The following is a 15,426-nucleotide window of genomic DNA, read 5'->3' as shown; positions in this document are numbered from 1 at the left end:
CAATTCTTGTCCGCCCGGGCCGGCGCCGGTAGGCTGGCGTTCCATCCTGCGCGCACGCCATGTCCGTCCGCTTCGCACACCTCCACCTGCACAGCGAATACTCGCTGGTCGACTCGACCATCCGCATCAAGGGACTGGTCGACTCCTGCGTGCGCGCAGGCATTCCGGCGGTGGCGCTGACCGACGACAGCAACATGTTCGCGCTGGTGAAGTTCTACAAGGCCTGCAGCGCAGCCGGCATCAAGCCGATCGGCGGCGCGGACCTGTGGGTGAGCTCGCCGGACGACCCGCGCCCGTGGCGTCTCACCGTGTTCTGCCAGAACCACGAGGGCTACCTCAATCTGTCGCGCCTGGTGTCGCGCGCCTGGCGCGACGGCCAGCACAGCGGTCGCGCCATGGTCGACATGGCGTGGCTTACGCCACAGGCGACCCGCGGCCTCATCGCCATGATGGGGCGCGAGAGCGAAGTCGGTCGCATCGCGGTGAACCAGGGCGTGGATGCCGCCGCCACACGTCTGCGCCCGTTCGCGCAGCAGATGGCCGACCGTCTCTACCTGGAACTCACCCGCACCGGTCGCGAAGGCGAGGAAAACTGGAACGCCGCCGCGCTCGGCCTCGCCGCGGAACTCGACCTGCCGGTGATCGCCAGCAACGACGTGCGCTTCCTCAAGCAGGAAGGCTTCGAGTCGCACGAAGCGCGCGTGTGCATCAACCAGGGCCGCGTGCTGGGCGATCCCAAACGCCCGCGCGACTACAGCGACCAGCAGTACCTGAAGACACCGGAAGAGATGGAGGCGTTGTTCGCCGACATTCCCGAGGCGCTGGAAAACACCATCGAGCTGGCCAAGCGCTGCACGCTGGAACTGAGCTTCGGCACGTACTACCTCCCCGACTTCCCGGTGCCCGAAGGCCACGACCTGGCCAGCTACATCCGCGAGCTTTCCCGCGAGGGCCTGAAGGAGCGCCTGGCGTTTGCCGGCGTGGCACCCGGCCGCACGCGCGAGGAATACGAGGAGCGCCTGGAGCGCGAGCTGGACGTCATCATCAAGATGGGCTTCCCCGGCTACTTCCTGATCGTGGCGGACTTCATCAACTGGGGTAAGCAGAACGGCATCCCGGTCGGTCCGGGCCGCGGTTCGGGCGCCGGCTCGCTGGTGGCGTGGGTGCTGAAGATCACCGATCTCGACCCGATCCAGTTCGACCTGCTGTTCGAGCGATTCTTGAATCCCGAACGCGTGTCGATGCCCGACTTCGACATCGACTTCTGCATGGATCGCCGCGACGAGGTGATCGACTACGTCGCGCGCAAGTACGGCCGCGACCACGTCAGCCAGATCATCACCTACGGCTCGATGGCGGCGAAGGCCGTGCTGCGCGACTCCGGCCGTGTGCTCGGCATGGGCTACAACGCGGTCGACCGCATCGCCAAGCTGATCCCCGCGCGCCCGCTCGACCTCACGCTGCAGTGCGCGCTGGGTCGCTCGGAGAAGGCGAAGAAAGAACCCGACCGCATCGTCAAGGATTTCTGCGACCTCTACGAGCAGGACGAGGAAGCGCGCACGCTGATCGATCTCGCGCTCAGCCTGGAAAGCCTCACGCGCGGCGTCGGCAAGCACGCCGGCGGCGTGGTGATCGGCCCCAAGCCGCTCACCGAATTCGCCCCGCTGTACTGCGAACCGGGCGGCGCCGGCGTCGTCACGCAGTACGACAAGGACGACGTGGAAGCCGTCGGCCTGGTGAAGTTCGACTTCCTCGGCCTGCGCACGCTCACCATCATCGACTGGGCGGTGAAGGCCATCAACGCGCGTCGCGCGGCCAGCGGCGAGGAAGCGCTGAACATCGCGGCGATTCCCACCGACGATCCGGCCGCCTACGACGTACTGAAGAAGGCGCAGACCGTCGCGGTGTTCCAGCTCGAATCCTCGGGCATGCAGCGCATGCTCAAGGACGCCAAGCCCGACCGCTTCGAGGACATCATCGCGCTGGTGGCGTTGTACCGTCCGGGCCCGATGGACCTGATCCCGAGCTTCTGCGCGCGCAAGCACGGTCGCGAGGAGGTGGAGTATCCCGACCCGCGCGTCGAACCGGTCCTGAAAGAGACCTACGGCATCATGGTCTATCAGGAGCAGGTGATGCAGATGGCGCAGATCATCGGCGGCTACTCGCTCGGCGGCGCCGACTTGCTGCGCCGCGCGATGGGCAAGAAGAAGCTCGAGGAAATGGCGAAGGAGCGCGCCAAGTTCCGCGAAGGTGCCGCCAAGGACGGACTCACCGGCGAGAAGGCCGACGAGATCTTCGACTTGATGGAGAAGTTCGCGGGCTACGGCTTCAACAAGTCGCACGCCGCCGCGTACGCGCTGGTTTCCTACCAGACCGCCTGGCTGAAGGCGCACTACCCTGCCGAGTTCATGGCCGCGACGATTTCGTCGGACATGGACAACACCGACAAGGCAGTGACCTTCATCGACGAATCGAAGGCGATCGGCCTCACGGTGCTGCCGCCGGACGTCAACGCGTCGGAGTTCATGTTCGTCGCGGTGGAGCCCAAGGTCATCCGCTACGGCCTGGGCGCCATCAAGGGCGTAGGCCAGGGCGCGTGCGAGGCGATCGCCGATGAGCGTCGCCGCGGCGGTCCGTATACCGACCTCGCCGATTTCTGCCGCCGCGTCGACTCGACCAAGCTCAATCGCCGCGTGCTCGAAGCGCTGATCCTGTCCGGCGCGCTCGATGCACTGGCACCCAATCGCGCCAGCCTGATGGCCCAGCTGCCGAACGCCATGAAGGCGGCCGAACAGCACCTGCGAAACAAGCAGTCCGGCCAGAACGACATGTTCGGCGCCATGATGGGGGCGACCGCGCCTACCGTCGAAGTCGACCTGCCAGTGGTGCCCGACTGGCCGCTGGAGCAGCTGCTGCAGGGCGAACGCGACACGCTCGGCCATTACCTGTCCGGCCACCCCACCGATCCGTGGAAGGAAGAACTCGCCCAGCTTTCCACCTGTCCGCTCGGCGAAATCGCCGATCGCTACCAGCCGCCCAAGCCGCGCAAGAACGACGGTGACGACAACCGTTTCCGCCGCGGCCCGGACACGCCGTGGACGGTGGCTGGCATGGTCACCGCCGTGCGCAAGCGCGGTGACAGCGATGCCTTCGTGCGGCTGGAAGACGGTACCGGCATCATCGAGGTGAGCTTCTTCGGCGAGCTGTACCAGCAGGTCGCCCCGTTGCTGGTGCGCGACGAGTTGCTGGTGGTGGAAGGCGGCCTGCGCATCGACGATTTCTCCGGCGGCGGTTTCGCCCTGCGCGCCCGCAGCGCGCTGAGCCTGGGCGACGCCTGCCGCCGTTACGCCCGCCTGCTGCGTTTGAAACTGAACGGCGTGGGCCCCGGCTTCATCGACGACCTGCGACGCACGCTCAGCGGTTACCGCGGCGGACGCGCCAGCGTGGTCCTGTACGGCTACCACAACAAGACCGCGCAGGCCGACCTTGAACTGGGTGAGGAATGGCGTGTGGAGGCCATCCCCGAGCTGCTGCGCGCCATCCGCGCGGTGCCGGGGGTGGAGGCGGCGAAGCTGCGCATCGTCAAGACGGACGACCGGCCGCGCGGCGGCGACTGACCGTCTTCTCACCTTTCCTGCCCGTCATTCCGGCGCAGGCCGGAATGACGGCAAGAAGCACGACTCCCACATGGTGAGGCACTCTTCACCCTTTCCTCACTCCCATACGCCCCCGTTTCCGCGAAATTTCCCGGCCCGGTATACTGGCGCGCTTCCGGTTTTGAACTGCACCGAATGAATCCCAACTTCCTCGATTTCGAACAACCCATCGCCGAACTGGACGCGAAGATTGAAGAGCTTCGCCATGCCAGTCATGGCCAGGCGTTCAACATCGACGAAGAAGTCGGACGCCTGCGCGAGAAGCTGAAGCTCAAGACCAACGAGATCTTCCGCAACCTCACGCCGTGGCAGGTGACCCAGCTGTCACGCCATCCGGGGCGCCCGTACACGCTCGACTACATCAGCGTGATCTGCGACGAGTTCCACGAGCTGGCCGGTGACCGCGCCTATGCGGACGACGCCGCCATCGTCGGCGGACTGGGTCGCATCAACGGCCGCTCGGTGATGATCATCGGCCACCAGAAGGCGCGCGACACCAAGGGCAAGGTGCGCCGCAACTTCGGCATGCCGCGCCCCGAGGGTTACCGCAAGGCGCTGCGCCTGATGAAGATGGCCGAGCGCTTCGGCCTGCCGCTGCTCACGCTGATCGACACCCCAGGCGCCTACCCGGGCGTCGGCGCCGAGGAGCGCGGCCAGTCCGAAGCCATCGCGCGCAACCTGCTGGAAATGGCCGACCTCAAGACGCCCATCGTCTGCACCGTGATCGGTGAAGGCGGTTCCGGCGGCGCACTCGCTATCGGCGTGGGCGACCGCACGGTGATGCTGCAGTACTCGACCTACTCGGTAATCTCGCCGGAAGGCTGCGCCTCCATCCTGTGGAAGAGCGCCGACAAGGCCAAGGACGCCGCCGAAGCGCTGGGCCTCACCGCGCCGCGCCTGCTCGAGCTCGGCCTGATCGACAAGGTCGTGCGCGAACCGCTGGGCGGCGCGCATCGCAATCCGCATTCGATGGCCGTGCGCCTGAAGGCGGTGCTGATGAACCAGCTCGACGAGCTGGAAGCGATGCCGATGAAGGATCTGCTCGAGCAGCGCTACAAGCGCCTGCGCGGCTACGGCGCCTACATCGAGTAAGCAGCGCCGCGAGCGCGCGTGGTGTCGCCGGTTCACGCCAGCGTCCGCCATGCGCTTGCGTGCACAAACCCGTGACCTGCAGTCCACGCGTTCGACGCATGGCTATCTTGCGCCTGAACAAGGCGCCGGCCGTTGTGAACCGAAGGCCGTGTATCGGGCATTCACCGCCTGCAAGGCCTCAAAAACCTTGTCCCCGTCACGGGTGACATCGATCGTTCGTGGATTCATGCAAGCCGTTGCCCGCGACGGCTGATCGGAGAGCCGACCCCAGCCATCCGCCCGGCCTGGAGCAGACGTGGGATCGCGCCCTCCGTCTCGCCACTCCCACCGAACGGAGGTGTCTGACATGGCACGCTTCCCACCCCGCATGACCGGATCCCGCCTCGTGCTGGCCATCGCCGGCACGATCGTGCTGGCGGGAGCCGGCCTCGCCGCGCCGGCGCGAGCCCAACCGGAAGGGCCCATCCTCATCGCCGATCAATTCAACAATCGGGTCATCGAAATCAACCCCGCCACGCACCGCGTGATCTGGCATTTCGGCAGCGGTTCCGACCTGCCCGGCCCGAACAGCATCGTGGGCGTCAACGATGCCGAACGCTTCGGCCCCTTCACCTTGATGGCAGGCACCGGCACGCCGCCTGGACTGCCGGGCTGCAGCGATACCGTCAACGGCTGTCCCGACAACCGCGTGATCATTGTCGATCCCAGCGACCACATCATCTGGCAATACGGCCAGGCCGGCGTCACGGGCGCAGGTCCCGACCAGCTCAACACACCGGTGCATTCGCTATTCCTCAGCAGCTTCCCGGGCCACAGGGGATTGCATGTGCTGATCACCGACCAGGGCAACCAGCGCATCATCCTGGTGAACCTCAAGCACCAGATCGTGTGGCAGTACGGCACCACCGGCGTTGCGGGCAATGGTGCCAACCAGCTCAACAACCCCAACAGCGCCGAGCTGCTCGAGAACGGGCATGTGCTGATCTCCGACGAAAACAACAACCGCGTGATCGAAGTCACGCCCGGGCTCGCCATCGTCAAGACCTTCACGGCGCAAGGCACGGTAAGCGGTGCGGCGTTCGCCAGCCGGCTGTCGAACGGCGACACCCTGATCAGCGATTCCAACAACAACCGCATCGTGGAAGTGAACGCGAATGATCAACCCGTCTGGCAGTACATCACCAACACGATGCCAGGCAGCAACCCATCGCCACTGCCGACGCGTGCCGTGCGACTGCGCAACGGCGACACGCTGATCAGCGACCAGTTCAACGATCGCGTCATCGAGGTGACCAAGGCCGGCAAGATCGTCTTCCAGCAGGGCACGCTCAATGCGCCCGGCGCCGGCTTCAACCAGTTGAACGGACCGTATGACGCCAAGGTCGTCGGCGACTTCACCGGACTCACGCCACCCTTCGACTTCGACGACAACCAGGGCAACCAGTGAACCCATGGCGGTTCCCCGGCCCCGGCTTGCGGGCCGGGGCCATGTTTTTGCCATGACCCGTCATCGCGAGGCGCTATCATCGGCGGCGCCCATCCCTGCGGAGCCGGTCATGGCCACCGACAGCACCAAGCTCGCCGTTCTCATCGACGCGGACAACGCGCAGCCAGGCATCGCCGAAGCTTTGCTCGCCGAGGTGGCGAAGTACGGCACGGCGCACGTGAAACGCGCCTATGGCGATTGGACGTCCAATCACCTGAAGAGCTGGAAGGAGCAGCTGCTCACCCAGTCGATCCAGCCGATGCAGCAGTTCGGCTACACCAGCGGCAAGAACGCCACCGATTCGGCGATGATCATCGATGCGATGGACCTGCTGTATTCCGGCCGCTTCGACGGTTTCTGCATCGTCTCCAGCGACAGCGATTTCACCCGCCTCGCCGCGCGCATCCGCGAGTCGGGCCTGATCGTCTACGGCTTCGGCGAGCGCAAGACGCCCGACCCGTTCGTCGCCGCGTGCGACAAGTTCATCTACACAGACATCCTCGTCGCCAAGCCCGACGAGGAACAACCGCTCAAGCCGCGCACGGCGGCGCAGCTGAAGCAGGATTCCAGCCTGGTGAACCTGCTGCGCAACGCGGTAGAAGCGGCCTCCGATGATGATGGCTGGGCTGCGCTTGGCGGTGTCGGCTCGATCATCACCAAGCAGCGCCCGAACTTCGACGCGCGCAGTTACGGCTATCACAAGCTCAGCGAATTGATCACCGCCACCACCTTGTTCGAGATGGACCGCCGCAGTCCGGGCGAAGGCCGGCCCAAGGTGATCTACGCGCGCAACAAGACGAAGAAAGCCGCGGTCCGTGAGTGAGCTCGCGTCGATCCTGCGCGACGCGTTGCGCAGGGAGCCGCGGGGGCCGTTGTGCGTGGCGTACAGCGGCGGCCCCGATTCCACGGCGCTGCTGCATGCACTGGCACAGCTGCCCGAAGCACGCGATCTCGGCCTGCGTGCACTGCATGTCGATCATGGCCTGCACGCCGACAGCCACGCCTGGGCCACGCATTGCCGCGAGCTCGCGCAGGAATGGCAGGTGCCCTGTCTGGTGCTGCGCGTGGAGGTGAACCATGCGAGCGGCTATGGACTGGAAGCGGCGGCGCGTGACGCGCGTTATCGCGCCTTCGCACTGTCGCTGCATGACGGCGAGCGCATCGTGCTCGGCCATCACCGCGACGACCAGGCCGAGACCGTGCTGCTCAAGCTGCTTAGAGGCGCCGGACCCGAGGGACTCGGCGGCATGCGCGTGGCACGTCCGCTCGGTCGCGGCACGTTGTGGCGCCCGCTGCTGGACGTGCCGCGGGAAACCTTGCGCCGCTACGTCGACGCGCAGGGCCTGCCGTGCATCGCCGATCCGTCGAATGCCGACCATCGCCTGACCCGCAACTTCCTCCGCCACGAGATCCTTCCCCGCCTCAGCGAGCATTGGCCGCAGGCCGTGGAGTCGATCGTGCACAGCGCGCGGCACAGCCGGGAGGCTGCCGAAGCCCTGTCGCAGCAGTGGCGTGCCGCTCGCCACGATTTGCTGGATGGCGCCTCCGGCAGCCTGGACGCCGCCGGCTGGTTGGCGCTCTCGCCCGCGCTGCGTCATCCACTGCTCGACGATTGGCTGCATGCGCGAGGCCTTCCGGCGCCCACCACCGCGCAGCGCCAACAGATCGAGCGCCAGTGCGTGGCGCGGGACGGCCAGCTGCCGTGCATCCGCTGGCCCGGGGCCGAGCTGCACGTGTGGAAGGGCCGCCTCTGGGCATTGCCGCCACAGCCCGCCATCGACCCGCAATGGCGCGCCGACTGGTCCGGCGCGCCGCTGGCCTTGCCCGACGGCGGCAGCCTGCAACTGGAACCCACGGGGCAACTTGCCGAACCCCTCAGCGTGCGCCTGCGCCAGGGCGGCGAGCACCTGCGCCCCGCGGGCAGCCCGCACACCCGCGAGCTGCGCGACCTCATGCAGCAGAGCGGCATGCCGCCCTGGCGCCGCCTGGCCTGCCCGCTGCTGTATGCCGATGGCGAGCTGGTCGGCGTGGGCGATCGCTGGCTGACCGAGCGAGGTGTGCAGCTGTTCGGAAAGCATCGACCGCTCTGGCATCCGGCCTTCTGAACACTGCGCCGGTCCGCCGCAAAAAGCGGCCACGGCGCCGCGTTTGTCTCGCCGCAGATTGATTCCGCACGGCCCCTGCGTTAGCTTTGCGGGCCATGGCCAAGTCTGCATCCGCCCCCGCCAATCCCGCTCCCGCCGCCGATTTCGAGCATTCGCTGGACGAACTCGAGCAGTTGGTGGCGCGCATGGAAGGCGGCGAGCTGAGCCTGGACGAATCCCTCGCCTCTTTCGAGCGAGGCATCGGCCTCTATCGCCATTGCCAGCAGGCACTGGAAAGTGCCGAACTGCGCGTGCGACTCCTGCTTGATCCCGATGCTCCCGACAACGCCGAACCGTTTGAACCCCAGCTTTAAGAGTCTGTCTTCACCATCCAAATGCGCCGCGTTGCCCTGCAGCGGCTGTCAGGTGGCAGACCAAGGCGCAGCCCATGCTGGCTGCATGGGTAAGCCGCGGGCTGACGCATGACGGCCGCTGCAGGGCAACCCGCAGGGCCGGGTCTGTTTGCCCACGGGACTGTGTCATCGCTCGGTCATGTATCGACATACACTCCCTCGCTCTTCCTTGTCCCGCGGGCAAACAGCTCCCGGCGCGGCGTATTTGGATGATGAAGACAGACTCTAAGCTCGGTGCTGCCCTCAAGTCGCTGATCGTGCGCGCCGACGAGGCGCTGGCCCGTTCGCTGCCGTCGGAAGACACCGCTCCCTTCGAACTGCACCGCGCGATGCGCTACGCCGTCCTCGGCGGCGGCAAGCGTCTGCGTCCGTTGCTGGTGTACGCCGCTGGCCACGCCTTTGGCGAGAGTGGCTCGCGGCTGGACGCGCCGGCCTGCGCGGTGGAACTGATCCACGCCTATTCGCTGGTGCACGACGACCTGCCGGCGATGGATGATGATTCGCTGCGCCGCGGCCGTCCCACTTGCCACATCGTGTTCGGCGAGGCGATGGCGATCCTCGCCGGCGACGCGCTGCAGGCGCTTGCCTTCGAACTGCTGGCGCACGACATCGAGCTGGGCGTGGCTCCCGCGCGCTGCGTGGAAATGCTGCGCGTGCTGGGTCGTGCCTGTGGCGCCGAAGGCATGGCCGGTGGTCAGGCGTTGGACCTCGCCGCCGTCGGTCGCAAGCTGACGCTGGCCGAACTGGAACACATGCATGCCTGCAAGACCGGCGCGCTGATCCGCGCATCGGTGCGCCTCGGCGCGCTCGCGGCCGGCGCACCCGATGATGCGCTGGCCGCGCTCGATCGTTACGCCCATGCGGTAGGCCTGGCCTTCCAGGTGCGCGACGACATCCTCGACGTGGAAGGCGAGGCTGCCGTGATCGGCAAGACCGCCGGCAAGGATGCAGCCGCCGACAAGCCGACGTTCCCCTCCATCATCGGCATGGAGGCATCACGCGAGCATCTGGCCCGCCTCACCAGCGACGCCCTGGAAGCCATCGCGCCGCTGGGCGAACAAGCCGCCCTGCTGGAAGAACTGGCGCGCTACGCCGCCGCCCGCCTGCACTGACCTGCCGAAGTCCCTTGTAGGAGCGCACCCAGTGCGCGACCGCAGCATCGGGGAATCACCCAGTCAACACCGCCAGCACTAGGACGTTCCCCTAGGAACCTCCGCTGACGCCCCGACGATGATCGCCACGCCTTCCCCAATCCAGCGTCTGCTGGGCTCGATCCTCCTGGCCACGCTGTACACGCTGCCTGGCCACGCGGCGCCCACCCAAAAACCCGACTTCACCGGCGCCTGGCGCCTCGACGACCGTAACAGCGACACCACCGACACGCTCACCACCGCCATGCGCAACGAAGCGCGCCATGAGCAGCAGGCATCGCTGCCCCAGAACCCCGGCGCGGGTAGCCCCGGCGCCCCCGCTGGCGGCGCCGGCAATGGCGGTGGCCACCGCGGCGGCGGCATGGGTGGCCACGGCGGTGGTATGGGTGGCGGGGGCATGGGCGGGCACGGCGGCGGCATGGGCGGCGGGGGACATGGCCACCATGGCGGCGGCGACAGCAGTACCGGCAAGAAGCAAGACGCCGACAAGGATCCCATCGCCACGGCGACCTATCCGATGCCGCCGATGCTGAAGGTGGATTCGGTGCTGCTCGTACAGCAGGACGACAAGACCTTCCAGGTGCGCCTCAACGACGGCAGCCAGCTCACCGGCAAGCTCGACGGGCAGCCACGCCAGTCGCTCAGCGGCAACGCCATGGTGCGTGGCCATATGGAGAATGGGCAGCTCCACGTCTCCGTGCAGTACGCCGACGGCATGCAACTGGAGCAGACCTGGGCAATGTCCCCGGACGGCCAGCAGATGGTCGTTACCGGCGCCTGGAAAGTGCCCACGCTGGAGCAGCCCGTCACCTTCAAGCGCACCTACGTCGGGCTTCACTAGGCATGAAAAAAGGCGGCCCGAAGGCCGCCTTTTCCTTACTTGCTGATCGGCCTACTTGATCAGCCGCAGCGTGAACGGGTAGCGATACCGCACGCCTTCGTTGGCGCGGATCGCGGCCAGGATGGTGAACACCAGCCAGGCGATGCCGACCACCACGCCGATGGGAATGGCCAGCAGCACGCCCAGCCCGAAGGTGATGGCAGTGAGTACCAGCAAGGCCACGCCGATGATGGCGATGGTGATGTTGAAGTTCAGCGCCTCCTTGGCCTGGTCGTTGACGAAGGGCATGGTGTCCTTCTTGACCAGCCAGATGATCAGCGGGCCAAGAAAGCAGCCCCAGCCGAACCAGGCGCCGGTGACGATGCAGCCCAGCAGCGCGGAGAGGTGGGCGAAGAGCGCCCACTGACGCTCATCGGCGGAGGGCGTGTCGGACGGCCCTGCGGGGCTCTCCGACGGCGGCGGTACGACGGACTCGGGCGGAACGCTCATGCGTGCTTCTCCTGTCGTGAACCTGTGTTGTCAGGGCCGGTCCCCAGAGCCGGCGAACACGATCCTAGCAAGGTCACGCAGGTTTTTCCGATGCCGGAAGTCCTATTTTTCCGACGCTGAAAGGGGCTACTCGCCGGCTATCGTCATCTGCTCCAGCAGGATCGAGCCGGTAAGGATGTGCGAGCGCGGGTCCACGTCGGCACCGACGGCCACGATGTTCGCGTACATGTCGCGCAGGTTCGCGGCGATGGTGATCTCTTCCACCGGGTAGGCGATCTGCCCGTTCTCGACCCAGAAGCCGGCGGCGCCGCGCGAGTAGTCGCCCGTCACGGTGGACACGCCCTGCCCCATCACCTCGGTCACCAGCAGGCCGGTGCCCATGCGCTTGAGCATCGCGGCGAAATCGTCCTGCCCGCCTTCGACGATCAGGTTGTGGATGCCACCGGCGTTGCCGGTGGACTCCAGGCCCAGCTTGCGCGCCGAATAGCTGCCGAGCACGTAACGCGCCAGCACGCCGTTCTCCACCAGCGAACTGTCGCGCGTGGCGACGCCCTCGGCATCGAATGCACCGGAACCCTGGCCGCGCATCAGGAACGGGCGTTCCACGATGTTGAGCCACGATGGCATCACCTGCTTGCCCGCGTGGTCGAGCAGGAAACTGGCGCGACGGTACAGCGCACCGCCGCTTACGGCGCCGATGAAATGACCGATCAGGCCTCGCGCCACTTCCGGCGCGAACATCACCGGGCATTGGCGCGTGGAAAGGCTGCGGGCGCCCATGCGCGACAGCGTGCGCTGCGCCGCCTTGTTGCCCAGCGCCGCAGCGCTCATGAAATCGTCGGCCGAGCGCACGCTGTCGTACCAGTAGTCGCGCTGCATGCCTTCGTCGTCGCCGGCGATCAGCGACAGCGACAACGAATGGCGGGTGCCGCGCTCGCGCCCCAGGAAACCGTGCGAATTGGCGTAGACCGCAATGGCCTCGCCCATCTGCACGCTGGCACCGTCGGAATTGGTGATGCCGGCGTGACTGCGGCCGGCGTCTTCGATCTGCTTGCCCAGCGCAATGGCGCCGTCGGTGTCGATGCGCCAGGGGTGCCACAGGTCCAGATCCGGGAACTGGGTGGCCATGCGCTCGGCATCGGCCAGGCCGGCCGCCTCGTCTTCCTCGGTGTAACGGGCGATCGCGCAAGCCTGGTCCAGCGTGGCCTGGATCGAATCGGGGTTGAGGTCGGCGGTGCTGGCCGAACCCTTGCGCTTGCCGAAGTACACGGTAAGGCCGAAACCGCGGTCGCGGGTGTGCTCTACCGTTTCCACCTCGCCCAGGCGCACGTTCACGTTCAGCCCGGTGTCGATGCTGGCCGCCACCTCCGCCTGGCTGGCGCCCGCGGCGCGGGCGCGGCGGATCACGTCCTCGGCCAGTTGGGCCAGTCGGTCGAGTTCTTCGAGGCTGCGGTCCTGGGTGGGGCTGAGTTCGGTCACGCGTGAAATTCCTACAGGCAATCGGCTAACGGGTAGAATACGCGGTCCAACCCGCGCAGCCTCCCGAGATGGGGGTGGCGCGGCCGAATGCAAAGAGCGTCCCGCGGAGATACGCCCATGTCACCGGCAGCCGGCATCTACCGCCACTACAAAGGCCAGCGTTATCGCGTCCTGGGCACGGCCCGGCACAGCGAGACGATGGAAGAGGTAGTGGTCTACCAGGCGCTCTATGGCGATTTCGGGCTGTGGGTACGCCCGGCCGTCATGTTCTGCGAAACCGTGGAACTCGACGGCGAGCCGATCCCCCGCTTTGCGCTGGAACAGGCCGAGCCCAACCCGTTCGATCACGCCGACGCCGCACGCTGAGTGACGCGCCGGCCCGCTGGAAGTTTTCCGTGAAACGCACCTATACCCACGATCCCGACCATGATTACGGCCCCACCCGCACGCAGCAGCGCCGCGACGCGCTGGCCGTGCTGGCGCTGGCCCAGCAGCTGATGGAAATGCCCCCATCGAAGCTGGCCAAGCTGGAACTGCCCGAGGACGTGGAACGCGAAATCGCCAACACGCGCCGCATCACCGCGCATATCGCGCGCAAGCGGCAGCTGCAATTCCTCGCCAAGGTCATGCGTCGCCACGAGTCGAAAGTGTTCGACGGTGTGCGCGCCGCGCTGGGCGAGAACAAGGAGCGTCAGCGCCAGGAAACCGCCGCCATGCACCGCATGGAAGCCCTGCGCGAACGTCTGCTCGAAAACACCGACGAGGCGATGAGCCAGCTGATCGCCGAGTACCCGAACGTGGACCGCCAGCACCTGCGCTCGCTGGTACGCCAGGCCAAGGCAGAAAAGGAAGCGAACAAGCCGCCGCGTGCGTATCGCGAGATCTACCAGCTGCTGAAGGAACTGGCGGCGGGTGGCGAAAGTGATGAGTTTGCCGATGAAGGCGGTGAAGAGCTGCCCGGCGACATCGAAGACTGAAGAAAAGTGATCGCGCACTGGGTGCGCTCCTACAGATGCAAAGCTTGTGTAGGAGCGCACCCAGTGCGCGATTCACGTTTACCTCAAACCTCAACCGTTCGAAACGACGAACAACCATCCTCCGGCGACACCCACGCATCGTGCACCTCGCACAACGCACTCGCTCCGATGCTCGCGCCATACGCCGAACTGAACGACACCAGGCCCGGCAAACGCCGCTCGATCTCGCGTGGATCGTCGCGGCGAAAACGGCAATGCTCGCAGCACGCCACGCGGCGATCGGCAACCTGGCTCATCCGCCTAGGCCGTTCCAATAATCGGCAAACACATGCACCGACAACACGTAGCCGATCACCACGTTCACCGCGACGCCGATGGTGAAAGCCAGCAGCGGACGCCAGCCGATCGCCGTGAGTGAACGCAGGCGCGTGGTCAGTCCGATGCTGAGGAAGCAGAACGTGAAAGCCCACGTGCGCAACGCGCTGATCGGCGCCACCAGATCGGGCGTGACGATCTTGCGGTAATCGGCCAGCGAGTAATGGCTGGCAATCCAGGTGACCAGGGCCGAGGCGAGCACGAAGCCGATCACGAACTTGGGAAAGCGCGCCCAGATCTCGCGCGCATCGGCCTTGGCCCGCACGCCGCTCTCGCTGTTCCATCGCGTCGCCGCCACCCACGCCAGCGCGAAAGCCCAGATGCCGATCCAGATATCGCGCCCCACCACCTTCATCAGCGTGAACGCCTGCACCGCTGCATCCGGCGCACCGGCAATGGCGCCGCCGGCGTTGCGCGCCACGTCACCATAAGCCTGCGCCGCGGCGATGCCGGCGGCATCGGCGAATTCGGAGGTGCCGATCCACGCGCCCGCCACCGCGGTCGAGAGACCCAGCGCGCGCGACGCGAAGGGCAACACGAAGATCATCACGATGGCCCACACCACAACCAGCGTGATGGCCATCGATGCATGCTCTCGCTTCGCGCGCACCGCGCCGCCCGCGGCAATCGACGCCGATACGCCGCACACTGCACCGCCCACGCCCAGCACAGCGGCAAAGCGCTTGTCCAAGCCCAGCGCCTTGCCGGCGAAGAAGATGGTGAAGAACGTTGCAAGCGAAACGATGGTCGCCTGGCCCACCGCCACGGGACCGGCCCAGACTAGCAAGGTCAGCGGCAGCGTCGCGCCCAACAGCACGATGCCGACCTTGATGTAGAACTCCACGCGCAAACCCGACTGGAACCACTCAGGCAGCGTCACCGTGTTCGACACCAGCAGGCCCAGCAGAAGCGCGATCAACGGTGCTTCCAGGTTATAGCGCGCTGCCTGGTTCCACGCAGACGCAGTGAAGATCAGCAGCGACGCGACAAACAGAATCAGGAAGCTCGGCAGGAAGCGCGACAACGATTGCCCGAGCACGGCCAGCGCCGTGCCTAACAAGAGCGCGAATGTCGCAAACAACGCCAGATAGTTCGGCCAATGGCTCGCGATGCCCTGCCCGGCTTCCGCAAGCGTCTTCCACTTTGCCGGTGCCACCGCGAGCCACTTCAGGCTGCTGCCGTTGGCGAACAGCACCCAGGCCACGACGATCACCGTGAGACCGATCCATACCGACCACCAGTCTTCGTTGGCGAAAAGTCCGCCGCGCGGCACGGAGGATTCGATCGCCCGGCGCTTCCCGGGCAACGCTTGCGTCACATCGCTCATCACAACGCCCCTCGTCGGAAGTGGTGTGGACATTCAGACGTCCATACGGCCGCGCA

13 protein-coding genes are annotated in these 15,426 nt (G+C 66.5%); 10 read left to right on the top strand and 3 right to left on the bottom strand.

The features are described from left to right. Positions 1 to 59: 59 nt before the first annotated feature. From dnaE to CA260_RS21095, 8 genes are all read left to right on the top strand, one after another. Entirely contained in the window at positions 60 to 3,617 is a 3,558-nt protein-coding gene (gene dnaE / locus CA260_RS05900; RefSeq protein ID WP_111981434.1) for a DNA polymerase III subunit alpha, read from the top strand. A 174-nt stretch (positions 3,618 to 3,791) separates the two neighbouring features. Then, the gene (locus CA260_RS05895; protein ID WP_111981433.1) at positions 3,792 to 4,748 is read left to right on the top strand and encodes an acetyl-CoA carboxylase carboxyltransferase subunit alpha; all 957 of its coding nucleotides are present in this window, start codon (positions 3,792 to 3,794) and stop codon (positions 4,746 to 4,748) included. A 346-nt stretch (positions 4,749 to 5,094) separates the two neighbouring features. Next, positions 5,095 to 6,195: a hypothetical protein gene (locus CA260_RS05890; RefSeq protein ID WP_146745286.1), complete on the top strand. Its 1,101-nt coding sequence runs from the start codon at positions 5,095 to 5,097 to the stop codon at positions 6,193 to 6,195. Positions 6,196 to 6,304: 109 nt separating this feature from the next. After that, a complete protein-coding gene (locus tag CA260_RS05885) occupies positions 6,305 to 7,057 on the top strand; it encodes an NYN domain-containing protein (protein WP_111981431.1) in 753 nt (250 codons plus the stop codon). Beyond that, positions 7,050 to 8,339: a tRNA lysidine(34) synthetase TilS gene (gene tilS, locus CA260_RS05880; RefSeq protein WP_238149616.1), complete on the top strand. Its 1,290-nt coding sequence runs from the start codon at positions 7,050 to 7,052 to the stop codon at positions 8,337 to 8,339. The genes CA260_RS05885 and tilS overlap by 8 nt, the downstream gene beginning before the upstream one ends. Positions 8,340 to 8,434: 95 nt before the next feature. Then, on the top strand, positions 8,435 to 8,692 hold the full coding sequence (locus tag CA260_RS05875) for an exodeoxyribonuclease VII small subunit (protein ID WP_111981430.1): 258 nt from the start codon (positions 8,435 to 8,437) through the stop codon (positions 8,690 to 8,692). Positions 8,693 to 8,943: 251 nt separating this feature from the next. Continuing rightward, positions 8,944 to 9,843 carry a polyprenyl synthetase family protein gene (locus CA260_RS05870; protein WP_111983024.1) on the top strand — a complete coding sequence of 300 codons (900 nt, stop codon included), beginning with the start codon at positions 8,944 to 8,946 and terminating at the stop codon, positions 9,841 to 9,843. A gap of 118 nt (positions 9,844 to 9,961) precedes the next feature. Then, on the top strand, positions 9,962 to 10,723 hold the full coding sequence (locus CA260_RS21095; RefSeq protein WP_172461732.1) for a hypothetical protein: 762 nt from the start codon (positions 9,962 to 9,964) through the stop codon (positions 10,721 to 10,723). Positions 10,724 to 10,774: 51 nt separating this feature from the next. Here the strand turns inward: CA260_RS21095 and CA260_RS05855 are convergent, their stop codons facing one another. Then, complete coding sequence (locus tag CA260_RS05855) at positions 10,775 to 11,212, bottom strand: DUF4870 domain-containing protein (protein WP_111981427.1); 438 nt, start codon at positions 11,210 to 11,212, stop codon at positions 10,775 to 10,777. A 126-nt stretch (positions 11,213 to 11,338) separates the two neighbouring features. Further along, positions 11,339 to 12,700 (bottom strand): metalloprotease PmbA, encoded by a 1,362-nt coding sequence (gene pmbA, locus CA260_RS05850; protein WP_425479724.1) that lies wholly within the window; start codon positions 12,698 to 12,700, stop codon positions 11,339 to 11,341. 108 nt (positions 12,701 to 12,808) lie between these two features. Between pmbA and CA260_RS05845 the strand changes: the two genes are divergently transcribed. Both CA260_RS05845 and yjgA read left to right on the top strand, forming a co-directional pair. Beyond that, on the top strand, positions 12,809 to 13,057 hold the full coding sequence (locus tag CA260_RS05845; RefSeq protein WP_038620351.1) for a DUF1653 domain-containing protein: 249 nt from the start codon (positions 12,809 to 12,811) through the stop codon (positions 13,055 to 13,057). Between the two features lie 29 nt (positions 13,058 to 13,086). Next, positions 13,087 to 13,668 carry a ribosome biogenesis factor YjgA gene (gene yjgA, locus CA260_RS05840; protein ID WP_111981425.1) on the top strand — a complete coding sequence of 194 codons (582 nt, stop codon included), beginning with the start codon at positions 13,087 to 13,089 and terminating at the stop codon, positions 13,666 to 13,668. Between the two features lie 292 nt (positions 13,669 to 13,960). Here the strand turns inward: yjgA and CA260_RS05830 are convergent, their stop codons facing one another. Further along, positions 13,961 to 15,370 (bottom strand): YeiH family protein, encoded by a 1,410-nt coding sequence (locus CA260_RS05830; protein WP_111981423.1) that lies wholly within the window; start codon positions 15,368 to 15,370, stop codon positions 13,961 to 13,963. Positions 15,371 to 15,426: the final 56 nt, after the last annotated feature.

Source organism: Dyella jiangningensis (assembly GCF_003264855.1).
In the GTDB taxonomy this organism is placed as follows: domain Bacteria; phylum Pseudomonadota; class Gammaproteobacteria; order Xanthomonadales; family Rhodanobacteraceae; genus Dyella; species Dyella jiangningensis_C.
This window is presented reverse-complemented; position numbering and strand designations above follow the sequence as displayed.

Coding starts and splice junctions, on each gene's coding strand:
- CA260_RS05895 (WP_111981433.1), top strand. CDS start 3,792: ATGAATCCCAACTTCCTCGATTTCGAACAACCCATCGCCGAACTGGAC.
- CA260_RS05885 (WP_111981431.1), top strand. CDS start 6,305: ATGGCCACCGACAGCACCAAGCTCGCCGTTCTCATCGACGCGGACAAC.
- CA260_RS05845 (WP_038620351.1), top strand. CDS start 12,809: ATGTCACCGGCAGCCGGCATCTACCGCCACTACAAAGGCCAGCGTTAT.
- dnaE (WP_111981434.1), top strand. CDS start 60: ATGTCCGTCCGCTTCGCACACCTCCACCTGCACAGCGAATACTCGCTG.
- CA260_RS21095 (WP_172461732.1), top strand. CDS start 9,962: ATGATCGCCACGCCTTCCCCAATCCAGCGTCTGCTGGGCTCGATCCTC.
- CA260_RS05855 (WP_111981427.1), bottom strand. CDS start 11,212: ATGAGCGTTCCGCCCGAGTCCGTCGTACCGCCGCCGTCGGAGAGCCCC.
- CA260_RS05830 (WP_111981423.1), bottom strand. CDS start 15,370: ATGAGCGATGTGACGCAAGCGTTGCCCGGGAAGCGCCGGGCGATCGAA.
- CA260_RS05870 (WP_111983024.1), top strand. CDS start 8,944: ATGAAGACAGACTCTAAGCTCGGTGCTGCCCTCAAGTCGCTGATCGTG.
- CA260_RS05890 (WP_146745286.1), top strand. CDS start 5,095: ATGGCACGCTTCCCACCCCGCATGACCGGATCCCGCCTCGTGCTGGCC.
- CA260_RS05875 (WP_111981430.1), top strand. CDS start 8,435: ATGGCCAAGTCTGCATCCGCCCCCGCCAATCCCGCTCCCGCCGCCGAT.